8 protein-coding genes are annotated in these 13,743 nt (G+C 52.6%); 3 read left to right on the forward strand and 5 right to left on the reverse strand.

Annotated elements, in window-relative coordinates; genetic code table 11:
* The first annotated feature begins 266 nt into the window (after positions 1-266).
* On the forward strand, positions 267-1,610 hold the full coding sequence (locus ACMG4N_RS11545) for a cytochrome P450 (RefSeq protein WP_414431738.1): 1,344 nt from the start codon (positions 267-269) through the stop codon (positions 1,608-1,610).
* A gap of 64 nt (positions 1,611-1,674) precedes the next feature.
* Here ACMG4N_RS11545 and gorA read toward each other — a convergent pair whose 3' ends face one another.
* On the reverse strand, positions 1,675-3,039 hold the full coding sequence (gene gorA / locus ACMG4N_RS11550) for a glutathione-disulfide reductase (protein WP_414431739.1): 1,365 nt from the start codon (positions 3,037-3,039) through the stop codon (positions 1,675-1,677).
* 350 nt (positions 3,040-3,389) lie between these two features.
* Here gorA and ACMG4N_RS11555 point away from each other — a divergent pair, with 350 nt between their 5' ends.
* Entirely contained in the window at positions 3,390-4,040 is a 651-nt protein-coding gene (locus ACMG4N_RS11555; RefSeq protein ID WP_297763989.1) for a transglycosylase SLT domain-containing protein, read from the forward strand.
* Between the two features lie 11 nt (positions 4,041-4,051).
* Here the strand turns inward: ACMG4N_RS11555 and ACMG4N_RS11560 are convergent, their stop codons facing one another.
* Together ACMG4N_RS11560 and ppsA are read right to left on the reverse strand one after the other, a co-directional pair.
* The gene (locus ACMG4N_RS11560; RefSeq protein ID WP_297763992.1) at positions 4,052-4,354 is read right to left on the reverse strand and encodes a Rieske (2Fe-2S) protein; all 303 of its coding nucleotides are present in this window, start codon (positions 4,352-4,354) and stop codon (positions 4,052-4,054) included.
* A 210-nt stretch (positions 4,355-4,564) separates the two neighbouring features.
* Entirely contained in the window at positions 4,565-6,937 is a 2,373-nt protein-coding gene (ppsA, locus tag ACMG4N_RS11565; RefSeq protein WP_273009502.1) for a phosphoenolpyruvate synthase, read from the reverse strand.
* A 454-nt stretch (positions 6,938-7,391) separates the two neighbouring features.
* Here ppsA and ACMG4N_RS11570 point away from each other — a divergent pair, with 454 nt between their 5' ends.
* Positions 7,392-8,210 carry a pyruvate, water dikinase regulatory protein gene (locus ACMG4N_RS11570; RefSeq protein ID WP_035244330.1) on the forward strand — a complete coding sequence of 273 codons (819 nt, stop codon included), beginning with the start codon at positions 7,392-7,394 and terminating at the stop codon, positions 8,208-8,210.
* Positions 8,211-8,626: 416 nt separating this feature from the next.
* Here the strand turns inward: ACMG4N_RS11570 and ACMG4N_RS11575 are convergent, their stop codons facing one another.
* Entirely contained in the window at positions 8,627-12,043 is a 3,417-nt protein-coding gene (locus ACMG4N_RS11575; RefSeq protein WP_414431741.1) for an FG-GAP-like repeat-containing protein, read from the reverse strand.
* Positions 12,044-12,149: 106 nt separating this feature from the next.
* Positions 12,150-13,661, reverse strand: coding sequence for a hypothetical protein (locus ACMG4N_RS11580; protein WP_414431742.1), 1,512 nt, complete (start codon positions 13,659-13,661; stop codon positions 12,150-12,152).
* Between the last annotated feature and the right edge of the window lie 82 nt (positions 13,662-13,743).

Here is a 13,743-nt window from a genome sequence, read left to right on the forward strand (position 1 = left end):
GGCTCTCCCAGTGCCCACCGGTTCTCTTTTTCTGTCCACAGTTTCTGTGGATAACCGGGTGCATAACCCTTGAGTGACTGGCCCCAGCCTTGCCGGGCTGTGAGCCGGACAGGTGCAGATCAAAAAAACAGCACACAGAGCCCAACAACGACAACAACTGAGCCGTTCGGCTGACAGGGAAATGCCATAACGAAATCTGTTTAGTGGTATTGAGCTGGGCGTGTTATCCAGCTAATAGTAAACGCTCTGTTTATTTGGAGAGATCCATGTCACAACCGTTTTGTCCGCTGCCCGCGCAAAGCCAGCTTCGCGCTGTGCCTGGCGACAAGGGGCTGCCACTCATCGGCCACACCCTCTCCTTCATGCGCGATCCCATCGGCCTGATGCGCAAACGCTACGACCAATACGGTCCGGTCTCATGGACTAGCGTGTTTGGCCTGAAAATGGTGCAACTGCTGGGCCCGGATGCCAACCAGTTCGTCATGCTCAATCGGGGTGATCTGTTTTCCAACCACCAGGGCTGGGATTACTTTATTGGTCGTTTTTTTCATCGCGGCATCATGTTGCTGGATTTTGAGGAGCACCGCTGGCATCGCAAGATCATGCAGCAGGCGTTCAACCGGGATGTGCTCAAGGGCTATCTGGAGCGGATGGGCCCGCACATCACCTCGGGAATTGCCCCCTGGGGCGCTATCGCCGATTTTCATGTGCTGAGTGCAGTAAAACAGCTCACCCTGGATCTGGCCACCGATGTCTTCATGGGCTATGAGCTGGGCCCGGAGGCTGACGACATCAATCGGGCTTTCGTGGATACGGTTCGTGCCGGCACCGCCATAGTGCGCACCCCTGTTCCCGGCCTGCGCTGGTCAAAAGGCCTCAAGGGGCGCAAGCTTCTGGAAGCCTTCTTCCGCAAGGAAATTGCCGCCAAACGGCAAAGCCGCGATTCCGACCTGTTCAGTGTGCTTTGTCACGCCGAAACGGAAGACGGTGAACAATTCAGCGACGACGATGTGGTTAACCACATGATCTTCTTGATGATGGCGGCCCACGATACGTCCACCATCACGCTCTCCACCCTCTTTTATTATCTGGCCAAGAATCCGCAATGGCAGGAACGTCTGCGCAAGGAAAGCCAGGCCCTTGGCAAAACCTGCCTGGAGTATGAAGACCTCCCCCAGCTGGAAGGGATTGGTATGGCCATGAAAGAAGCACTGCGGCTCTGCGCTCCGGTGCCGTCCCTGCCGCGCAAGACCGTCAAGGACGTGGAATACGAGGGGTTTTTCATCCCCCGAGGCAGCTTTATCAACGTGGTGCCCTACTTCACACATTACATGGAAGAGTACTGGCCGGAGCCGGAAACGTTTGATCCGGAACGGTTCAGTGAAGCCCGCCGGGAAGACAAGGTGCACCCTTATGCCTGGGTGCCGTTCGGGGGTGGTGCGCACAAATGTATCGGCCTGCACTTTGCGGAAATGCAGGTGAAGGCGATTCTTCACCAGGTGCTGCTCAATTATCGCTGGAGCGTGCCGCAGGACTACGAGATGCCGGTAGATACCACCAGCCTGCCGGTGCCCGGCGACGGGCTACCGGTGAAACTGGAGAGACTCTGAGCTCCTGGCCGCAGGAGCGTCGCTGGCGACGGTCCTGCGGCGGGGGGAAACAATATTGGAGTGCTCAGGCGGTAATTCTTTCCCCCTGACGCATGGTGACCAGCTCTTCAGCGGCCGTCGGGTGGATGCCCACGGTAGCGTCAAAATCCGCTTTGCTGGCGCCCATCTTGATAGCAACGGCGAACCCCTGGGTAATTTCTGCCGCGTCCTCACCGGCCATATGCAGCCCAAGCACTTTGTCAGTTTCGTCGTCCACGATCAGCTTGATAAAGCTGCGTTCCTGTTTGTCACCCAGGGTGTAACGCATGGGTCTGAAACCACTTTTGTAAACCCGGATTGCCGAGGCCTGCTGCAGCGCCTCTTCCTGACTGAGTCCGACGGTGCCGATGTTCGGATGGCTGAAAACAGCGGTGGCGATATTGCGGTAATCCATGGTGCTCTTCGGTTTGCTATCGCCGAACAGCTGGGCGGCCAACCACATACCTTCAGCCAGTGCCACAGGGGTCAGCTGGACACGGTCGATCACATCACCCAGGGCGTAAAGGCCCGGAATTGAGGTGGCAAAGCCGTCATTGACCTTGATCGCCCCTTTATCCGTCAGCGCCGGCACCGCCCCTTCTGCAAACAACCCATCCAGCTTTGGTACGCGGCCGGTGGCGTAGAAGACCTCGTCAAAGGTTTGCTGACTACCGTCCTGATAGGTGACCTGCTTGCCGCTGCCGAAAGCCTCCAGGCGGGTGACATCACTGTTGAACTTCAGATCCACCCCCTGCCCGCGCATCTGCTCTGCCACAAACTGGCGAATATCGCCGTCAAATCCGCGCAGGAAGAGCTCGCCCCGATACACCTGGGTAACCTCACAGCCCAGGCCATGCAGGATGCCGGCGAATTCGGTGGCAATGTAGCCGCCCCCCACCACCGCTACTCGCTCGGGCAGCGTCTCCAGATAGAAAAGGTCATCGGAGATCCGTGCCAGCTCACAGCCAGGAAATTCAGGCACAAAGGGTTTGCCGCCGGTGGCGATCAGGATATTGGCCGTGCTCAGTTCCCGGCCATCGACAGCCACTCGTCCCTGGCCCAGAACCTTGCCATGTCCTTCGAAAACAGTGACCCCGGCTTGATCGAGGATGCGCTGGTAGATGCCATTCAAGCGGTGAATTTCCCGGCTCTTGTTATCGCGCAGGGTTGCCCAGTCGAATGACCAGCCCTGCACGGAAAAACCGAAATCCTCGGCCAGCGCAAATTCCTGGGGAAAATGGGAGCCGTAAGAGAACAGCTTCTTGGGAACACAGCCCACATTGACACAGGTACCACCAAAAAAACGTTCTTCGACGATGGCTACCCGCGCGCCATGGCTTGCCGCCATCCGCGCAGCTCGAACACCACCGGAACCGGCACCGATCACCACCAGATCAAATTCTGTTGTCACTGCTGTCTCCTGCTTGGTTTGCCCCTATTGTGCGCAGGGCGAAAGGATTAACAAGGCTGATGAGCTGATACATGCCATAGCCAACAGCAATGGATTTGCCCATATGCCAGAATGAGGTGGAAATGTGAGCCAGAACTCTTGGGCGTCAAGGGCTGCGATAGTATGATGTTTGAGCGCTGGCCGGGTACGCTCAGCGGCTCATTCCGACAACTCGTCGGTCATGGGTAATACCTGTCAGGCCTGACGTTATCATGGGGGTAACGTTTGGCCAGAAAAGCCCCAAGGGTTTTTCCTTACAAAACAACGACGCGTGGCACACCACAGCGCATTCAACGGGGAACGGGACACTAATGCGACTGAGCGGGCTGCTGGCTCTACTAATGAGCGGCATGATCAGTTTTTCAGGCACTGTCGGGGCTAGTGATATTTACAAGTATCGGGCCGCTGACGGCACCATTCTGTTTACCGACCAGCCTCAGGACCGGGTTGGCCGTAATCATACCCTGCTATCCATACGCAAAGGCTGGAACTACCAGCCCCGAGCACTGAGCGATGCAGAGCGAGACCGCTACGACAACCTGATTACGCTGGCGGCAGGCCAGCACCGGGTGGACCCGGCACTGGTAAAGGCCGTAATCCATGCCGAATCCCTGTTCAACCCACAGGCCATATCCCGAGTTGGCGCCCAGGGATTGATGCAGCTGATGCCAGAAACCGCTGCTTACCTGGAAGTCAGCAATCCTTTTGATGCCAAAGAAAACATCCTCGGCGGCACCCGCTTCCTGGCGTACCTGAAAGGCAAATTCTCCACCCTGGACCATATCTTGGCGGCCTATAACGCTGGAGAAGGCAATGTGCGCCGTTACGGCGGCATCCCCCCCTTCAAGGAAACCCAGGCCTATGTGCGTAAGGTCAAACAATTACGCCAGCGCTACAGCAGCCACTTTGTTGCCGGCCTGGGCGAGGAGAAAGTCGTCTACGCCTCCCCTATTCGCCACTAAGCTGCCCTCCCCTATGCCGGCAGATCCACTCCCAACCAGGGCCCATCATAACTCAGTGGATATTGCTCAAGTTGGTAGCTGGCACTAAGACAGCGACCACTTCTCAGGGAAAACGTCAGGCCATGCCCGGGGCAGCGCAGCTCGCCATGGTTGATGGTGCAACGATCCAGTGGAAAATCCGCATGGGGGCAGCGCCGTTGCATTAACCGGGTTTCCCCCTCCTCATGGATCAGCAACAACTCCAACCGGCCTACTTTCACAGGCAGTCGCAAACCGTCGTACAAATCCAGAGTCCTGAGCAGGCGATGAAACATGGCTTACCTTCGTCCTGGCGGTTGAGAGCTTGCGGTCCATGGCAGCCCACACTTCTCTTGCTCATCCGTTGAGACCCGACTCTTGATAATAAAAGAGGAAAGGGAACAACTGAGACGCGTCTCTGCCAAACCGCCCATAACGTAAAAAGCCCGCAATCGCGGGCTTTTTACTGTGCTGTGAAGCACCTTTCAGGTCAAGCAGGCAAACGATCAGTTGCCGTGCTTCTCCGCCAGGTAGAACCAGGTATCGAGTACTGAATCCGGGTTCAACGACACGGAAGAGATGCCCTGCTCCATCAGCCATTTGGCCAGATCGGGATGATCCGAAGGGCCCTGGCCACAGATACCGATGTACTTGCCCTGAGCATTACAGGCATCAATGGCCATCTTCAGCAGCTTCTTGACCGCCGGATCACGCTCGTCAAACAGGTGGCTGACGATACCGGAATCCCGATCCAGGCCCAGCGTGAGCTGGGTCAAGTCATTGGAGCCGATGGAGAAGCCATCAAAGTGTTGCAGGAAGTCGTCGGCCAGCAGTGCATTGGTGGGCAGCTCGCACATCATGATCACGCGCAGACCGTTCTCGCCACGCTTCAAGCCATTCTTGGCCAGCAGATCAACGGCCTGCTCGGCTTCGCCTACAGTCCGCACGAAAGGCACCATGATTTCCACGTTGGTGAAGCCCATTACATCACGCACTTTTTTCAGCGCACGGCATTCCAACTCGAAACAGTCGCGGAAATTTTCGCTGATATAACGGCTGGCACCACGGAAACCCAGCATGGGGTTCTCTTCTTCCGGCTCGTAGAGCTTGCCGCCGATCAGGTTGGCATATTCGTTGGACTTGAAGTCGGACAGGCGAACGATCACCTTTTCCGGGTGGAATGCGGCGGCCAGGGTGGAGATACCCTCGACCAACTTCTCCACGTAGAAGTCCACCGGATCACCGTAACCGGAAGTGCGCTTGTCCACGTTCTGCTTCACATCTTTGGGCAGAGTGTCGTAGTTCAGCAACGCCTTCGGGTGAACCCCGATCATGCGGTTGATGATGAACTCCAGACGCGCCAGGCCAACACCCTGGTTCGGCAGACCGGCGAAATCGAAGGCCCGGTCCGGGTTGCCCACGTTCATCATGATCTTGAACGGCAGCTTGGGCATGGACTCAATGGAGTTACGCTGAATATCAAATTCCAGCTGGCCTTCATAGATCTTGCCGGTATCGCCTTCGGCACAGGACGCGGTCACTTCCTGACCGTCCTTGAGCACATCCGTCGCATCACCACAGCCTACAATGGCCGGCACACCAAGCTCACGGGCAATGATTGCCGCGTGACAGGTACGGCCGCCACGGTTGGTGATAATGGCCGCTGCACGCTTCATGACCGGCTCCCAGTCCGGGTCAGTCATGTCGGTAACCAGTACATCGCCGGGCTGGACCTTGTCCATTTCCTTGATGTTGGTGACGATACGCACCTTACCGGCACCGATACGCTGGCCAATGGAGCGGCCCTCGACCAATACCTTGCCGGTTTGTTTGAGCAGGTAGCGCTCCATGACATTCACATCGGAGCGGCTCTTCACGGTTTCCGGGCGGGCCTGCACGATGTAGAGCTTGTTGTCGTCGCCGTCCAGCGCCCATTCGATATCCATGGGCATGCCGTAGTGTTTTTCAATCTCAATGGCTTGACGAGACAGGTTTTCGATCTGCTCATCATTCAGGCAGTAGACCATTCGCTCGGCATTATCCACGTCCACAATCTGCACGGACTTGCCGGCAGTTGCCTCGGCACCATAAATCATCTTCTGCATCTTGCTGCCCAGGTTGCGGCGCAGGATGGCTGGTTTCTTGTTCAGCAGGGTTTTCTTGTGGACGTAGAACTCATCCGGGTTTACCGCGCCCTGTACCACCATTTCACCCAGGCCGTAGGAAGCAGTAATAAAGACCACGTCCTTGAAGCCGGACTCGGTGTCCATGGAAAACATGACGCCAGCGGCGCCGGTCTCGGAGCGGACCATGCGCTGCACGCCAGCGGACAGGGCGACCAGCTTGTGGTCGAAGCCCTGGTGAACGCGGTAGCTGATGGCGCGATCGTTAAACAGGGACGCGAACACTTCCTTGACGGCGATCATCACGCTGTCGATGCCACGAATATTGAGGAAGGTTTCCTGCTGACCGGCAAAGGACGCATCGGGTAGATCTTCCGCAGTCGCAGAAGAACGTACCGCCACCGGTAAATCAGCATTTCCTTCGCCAATCTCTGCGTAAGCCTCGCGGATAGCGCTGTCCAGCGCTGGCTGGAACGGTGCGTCCACAACCCACTGGCGAATCTGCTCACCGGTCTTGGCCAGAGCAACCACATCCTCAACATCAAGGGCGCTTAAGGCCTCGTTGATTTTCTGGGTCAGATTGTTGTGCTCAAGGAACTCGCGAAAGGCTTCAGCAGTGGTGGCAAAACCGCCCGGAACGGAGACACCCGCTGCCGACAGATTGCTGATCATCTCACCGAGGGATGCATTTTTGCCGCCTACGCGCTCAACGTCATTTTTCCCCAGGTCCTGAAACCAGACTACATATTCCGCCAAGGTCGTCTCCTTTTTACGTATTACCGTTGATTACTGGCCTGAGCCGGCTCTAATCGAGCCGCCATTCTACTCAAAACCCGCACAGTTTGCCCGCCCCTCGTCGTAATTTGGGTACGACTTTGGTCAATCCCTGCATCTGCGGCTAGTCCTGCCCCTCTCGGGAGCACTATCCCATTGAAAATGAAAGGGTATTTAACCTGCGGACCAGCCTATGCGGCGCAGTTTAGAAGGATGTGAAGGCAGGGACAACGCCCAAGGCAGGATTTGCCCGACAACTTGAAAGATAGCACTAGCCCCTGCCTATCGCTCCCTCTAGACTGTCATCATTGAAAACAATGACTTACAAACCCCGTAGGAGCGGCGCTTGAGCCGCGAATGGCTTTAGGCGTCTCTTGTCAGCTGCATTTCCCGGCTCAAGCACCGCTCCTACGGGCACAGAAAACGGCTGAAACCAATGAAAAGAACGGCATTCTATCTCTCAGATGGCACCGGCATCACCGCAGAAACCCTCGGTCACAGCATGCTCAGCCAGTTCGGTGATATTGAGTTTGTGCAGATCACCCTGCCCTTCGTCCAGTCCGATGAACAGACCCGGGAAGCCATTGCTCGCATCAACAGAGCGTCGGTAGAGGATGGCCAGAAGCCCGTTGTCTTTTCCACCCTAGTCAACAACGACCATCGCACCCTCCTACACGGCTGCGACGGACTGGTACTGGATCTGTTCGGCGCCTTTCTGAACCCCCTGGAAGACGAACTGGGCGTGCGCTCCAGCCACAAGATCAACCAGAGCCACGCCATCCGCGATGCGGAGTCCTACCGCATTCGTATCAATGCCGTACATTTTGCGCTGGACAACGACGACGGCGCCCGCACCCGCCACTATGATCAGGCGGATGTGATTCTCATTGGTGTCTCCCGCTCCGGTAAAACCCCAACCTGCCTCTACTTGGCACTCCAGTTCGGGCTGTTCACCGCCAATTACCCCCTCACCGAAGACGACTTTGACGACCTGCGCCTGCCCAAGCCCCTGGTCGAGCACAAACAAAAGCTCTTCGGCCTCACCATCAACGCGGACCGCCTAAGCGCCATCCGCAGCGAGCGTAAGGCCGGCAGCAAATACGCCTCCCTGCGTCAGTGCGATATGGAGTTGAGAGCCCTGGAAGCCATGTACAACAAGCACAACATTCCGTACCTGGATGCCACGGAGTTGTCGATCGAGGAGATTAGTACGCGGGTATTGGCGATGAAGGGGCTGGAGCGGCGATTGCAGTAGCCGCCCTGCCATAGGAGCTAATCTGAAAGCGATTGACACCCAAAGCATAGTCTTTGCGGTCTTTCCAAGAAATCTTCATCCGCCGGCAGAGCCATTCGGAAAGGCCGTAGTAGTTTGAATGAGGTACTCGGTATAACGTTCCGTTTGACGGAGCTTATGAGTATCCCCGGTTAACGCTGAAACTCCAGAACCTGATTTTGTTAGACTGTGCTTGCACTCGAAATAGGTGTGGTGACCAGCCGGTTAAGCTGCAACCAGCCTTCTACTAAAAGTGGAAATTTCAGATAGAGAACAAACGGTTAACAAGTTGAGACTATGCGAAGCTTTCTGCAAAAAGAAATTAATTACGGAAACCTCTTGCTAAAGTTCCGCCATGCCAGAAGAAAACTCATCTGATACGCCAGGCCGACACAGTATTAAGGCTGTATGCTACAGCCGGCATGAAGCGCGCGTTGATCAAAAATTATGAAGCGGTTGGTTTCCATACTTTCACACTGCCAACGCACACCATCCGGCCAGGTAAGAGTGATATCTCCCGCCTGAGCTTCGCCCATACCGAAATGCAGGTCGGGTGGGTTTTGCCCGTTGAAATTCGTGTTAGCCATGCTGACACGGGTTTGTGTCTGCGTACCGTAATTGCCCCCAACATTAGCTTCTATGGAAACTTTAGTACCCAAGGCTTCGGTATTAGGCGATTCACCCACCAATCTGATTGACAGGAAGTGGTTACCCGGGCCGTACCCTACTTGGTTGCTAAAAAACTGCAGCCCATTGGAGTGATCAAGAAGAGCGACATCCATATCCCCATCACGATCATAATCCAGGCAAGTAACCCCACGTCCATCGCTAGTTAACAATAGCCCCCAAGAAGCCCCCTGTTCGGAGAAAGTGCCATCCCCTTGGTTCATGAAAAGCCGCGGCAAGGAACCTTGATACTCGCTGGCAATGTCCCGAATTCTATCTTTCAGCTTCTGGCCTTGTTCATCTATAACGGCACTCTCAGGGATATTCCCAAAACCATTTACATGAAAAATATCGAGAAAACCATCATTGTTGAAATCTGCGAAACAAGCGCCCCAGCCCCAGTTTCCGTCGGCAACACCCACCTGTTCAGTCACATCTTTCAGCAAGATATCTCCGCCACCACTATCGTTTCGGTAAAGTCGGTTCCCGGTTACACCCCAGTTGCCCTCTGCCTCTCCATTCGGGTCATAAATCGAAGTAACAAACCAGTCAAGATCACCATCGTTATCATAATCACCGAGTGCAGAGCCCATGCCATTCTCATCAGTAATAACGGATCTGTCAGTTATATTAACAAAAGTGCCTTTTCCTGCTCCCTGCATTACAACACTGGTGCCAAAATCCGAAGCCAGCAGTAAATCTAATTCGCCATCGCCATTGAAATCGCCAGGCTGTGGTGAAAAATTCCAATTCTGAGAAAGATTGTTGTCAGAGAGACCACCCTCAAAATCATAATGTTCGAGCTCAGTTCCTCTGTTATTTTTCCAAAAAACCGGTGCGGTCAAAATGTTGCCGAGAAACCAGTGGGCCAAAAATATCTCTGGATAACCATCGTGATTACTGTCGGCAAACGATATACCGTAGGTATGACGACTGATAGAAAGGTCTGCTACACGATAATAACTGCCCTTATCATTACCGGAATAGATCGGCAACATCTTGTCCTTGATATTGCCAAACAATAATTCTCGCCGATAATCACCGTTCAAATCGGCCATGGCAACACCAGTAAAACGACCACCAGGATCATCTTCTAGCAATGGCTGGGCATCGAAACCGGCCTGCCCACCACGGTTGATATAAAATACCATTCCAGACCGATCACCACCTGCATAAGCCAAGTCTAACCAACAGTCGTCATTCAGATAGCTGGCACTGACACCGCCAGCGATCATAGTTGGTTCAGAAGTGAGTCCGCCAGTAAGACCCCAAGTCTCCGCATTAAAACCATGTGGATGTATCGGGTTGCCGAACAGATCATAAAGCCCGAATAAAATCGAGTTTCGTGGCAAAAAACCATGTCCAACATTAATGGTGCTCTGGCTTGGATATTCAGAACAATATTCGATTTCAGCAAAGGTACTACGAGCTTGGGCAGTAAAATTTAAATCCACAGTTTTCGGATAATCGCCCGGTTGTGCAGGCAGCTCATTATCATCAGTGGGTGGATCAAGTGGCGTAATCGGCTCAGCCGTCGGGTTAATACCACTGACGAGTAAATTACCATCAGGGTCATCGTTGAGACTAGGAACCCACTGGTTTCTGCAGGTATGATTTTTAACACAATCATCGGTAAGCGTGTGCAAAAAAGAAGCCAGGTCAGACACTTCCTGATTAGTCAAGGCCCTTCCAGGAAGAAGCGCTTCAGCAATAGAAAAGCTACTGGCATTCAGTGCGCTCTGTGAATGCGATAAAGCATAGCCATAAGACTGGGTTCCTTGAAACTGTGCCAGACTAGCCAGTGTAAAATCATAATCTTGTATACCCTGACGCGGATTGGCATGGTAACGAATAGCATCTTGTAAAAGATCAAAGGTCCCTGCATGACCATACGGCATGGTAACTTCAACATTCAGCAAGGAGGGCACTCGAAAAGCGTATCGATCTTCTTCCCTTCTTGTGCTAGCCCAACGGCCAATGTCATCTTTTTCAGCACGCATAAAACCGCGCCCAATCTGCGGAAAAGCAACATTGTAGAATCCTTCATTGGTAAAAAAATCACCGCTATGACAACTTGCGCAACCCAGGCCACCCTCATCAATGGGCTCGAAAAACAAGCGAGCGCCACGCTTAGAAGATAATGAAATCGCATGATCATTACCTTCCACATAACGTTTCCACGGGGATTCAATAAAAATCATAGACTGGATATATTCAGCAAGGGCTCGCTGGATATTAATCAAGGTAATAACCTCTAAAGCGCTAGCCTGTGGTTGGTCAAATCCCTGCCGGAATCGTTGCAGCCAATTTTCGGGCCCATTCGCTGACAACATACCCTCATCCTGCTCTCCTCGCAGCCGAGCTGCCAGGTACTCCCGGTACTCCTCCTGAGATTTTGCACTAAAGAGATAGGCCCGCATTTCATTATGGTTGGTGAGGGGGAATTTGACAAAAATTTCCAGTATACCGTCAGCATCTGATGAATCGGGGAAATTACCGCTTTCAGGAGTGCGGATTGCTTGCCCTTTACCGCCAGCGACAACGTTCTCATCCTCCACAAATACTCGACCATCAAAACTCATACTGCGGTCAAACAAGGCAGAGTTAAAAATTGTCTGACTATTCCGGTGCATGTTGGGGCCGCGATCAGCAGCTGGATCCAGATCTTTGGTGCTGTCCAGTCGACGCACAGGGCCGACTTTAGCTGCATCTACAGGAGCAACTCCAATTCCAAGTGAAAGCGCGTCGCTTCCACCGAAATCGGGCGTGTGGCAAGTAGCACACGAGGATGTCAGATCACCTGAAAGGGAATGGGAAAAGAAGAGCAATTGCCCTAATTTAATTTTAGGGTCTTCTGAAGGGGTTCGCTGGCGCTGCTGTCGTGGAGTTGCCGGATCCCCAGTTAGACCATTCTCCATGATTACGTTACGGAGCCAATCATCCAACGTTGCATTCGGCTCATCAGATCCAATATCTGTTTCACCAAAATCTGAGCCGTGATCGGGGTTAGGAGGTGTCTTTATGGCTGGATTTGCATCCACAGGAGCTTTACCAGTGCTGCCACCACCCCCGCAGGCAGACAACACTAATGAAACCACCAAAAGCCACAATAGACGCTGGCATTGGTCAGCTATTTTTCCTGATGTCATTACCGTATCCGGGATTCTTTATTTAATAGGTTTAAAGCAACACAAAAGCATTTTCTGTATGGAATACATTTTGAATCATCAAAGTAGAGCCGCGTATGGCTTTTATTCAACAAAACCTAGCGCTTCCCCAGCAGTTCTTAAATGGAGGCTCTAGCCCAACGATATTGCCATCCCTTGCGGCTGAAGAACCGGTAATACCAGAAACAAAAGTTGTAACAGGCTGAGCTATATCTAAAGTAAAAGCGTCAGGAGCATACATAGCCCATCCTCTTTTTACTGACTCAACATAGCCTGGATACTGAACATCTTCTTTTTGAAAAGAAAGCCCAAAAAGATCAGAGGTCACATCAATTTGATGCACATTTGTCACATTAAATGGAAGATCGTAGTTGTTTAGATCAGTGTTGATAGCTCCATCAGATTTACTATTAATTATAGCTTGATTCGTTGCCTCATTAGGATCATAAATTCGCAGGCCTGCAGCAAGCTGTCTTTTAATTTGATCTGAGACCCCACCGCGGAGCAACGGAAGTAATGTAGGACCAAAAATACCAACTAATGCTCCAGCATCAGTATCAGCCAATTCAAGGGGAGAGGCACCAACATTGGTAGAACCATCGTTGTTGCCGTAAACAAGGCTATTAACAACTCCTCCAAGCTCAATACCACTTACTGCCGCCTGATTTTGACGGTTGCCACTGAGAAGAACCGAATTACCATTTCGGGTAACTGTGCCATAACTAACCAGAGCTTCCTGAAAGCGAATAGACGCAATCCCAATATCAAGAATCATATCGTCACCGAGATTAAGATATCCACCTTCTGGGGCTGGCAACCCAGCTCTATTACAACCAAAAAAACCACAAGCGGCAGGAGGAGATCCCCAGCTACTGGCGCCACCATTGTTCATTCCGCTCGTATCAGCACCTGGAGCCACACAAGGGCGATCTGCATATGCACAGGTAATAGCAACATTGTCTGCGCCTTGCATTTCCAGGTTTGCTTGGCCAGACATATACCCGCTGAAAGTATTTAGTGAACCAAAGCTTAAGGGTCCGGATACATCCTCACCACCTAGCCGAATACCCACCACTTCCCTGAGAGTTTTTGAATTATCATTTTTTATAGCAAACTGAAAAAAAGGACGCTCAATCAAAAAGTCTTTCAGCTGACTGGCAGTTCCAGCTGGGGCACCCGGAATTTGGCGCCCACGTGGATCCAAAGAAAGGCATGCTCCTGATGAATCAGCAACACAACCTAGAGAAAAATTGTCGATATCTAAATCACAAGCTCCAGGGCCATTAACTCCGCCACAGCCTAACTGCAGCTTCTCGAAATTTGTATTTAGTTCAAGTTTTGCATCAAGGCCCGCTTTATAAAACGTAAAGCCATTGGTGAACTCCTTATCCATTTGCAATAGCGCCTGACCAGACACATTAGACATTTCTTTGTCAGCCATCTCGGTCATTGCAGTGACCGGTGAAGCAATACTCAACAAAATAGCCGTCATACAAAATGCCAACGCTATTCCTGCTTTATTAGCCTGGATTGGAGAGAATAAAAAACCACGGGTAAATCCAGAGCAGTTCTGACACTCATTGGAAAAGGTCTTTTTCATGAAAAAAAAGCTCTCTGAATAAAAATCCCTAGAGAGGCGAGAGCGTCAATGGCGGCCTTTATCATTATTCTCTGGTTGCTCA

It is taken from the genome of Alcanivorax sp. IL2, assembly GCF_047495475.1.
Lineage (GTDB): Bacteria > Pseudomonadota > Gammaproteobacteria > Pseudomonadales > Alcanivoracaceae > Alcanivorax.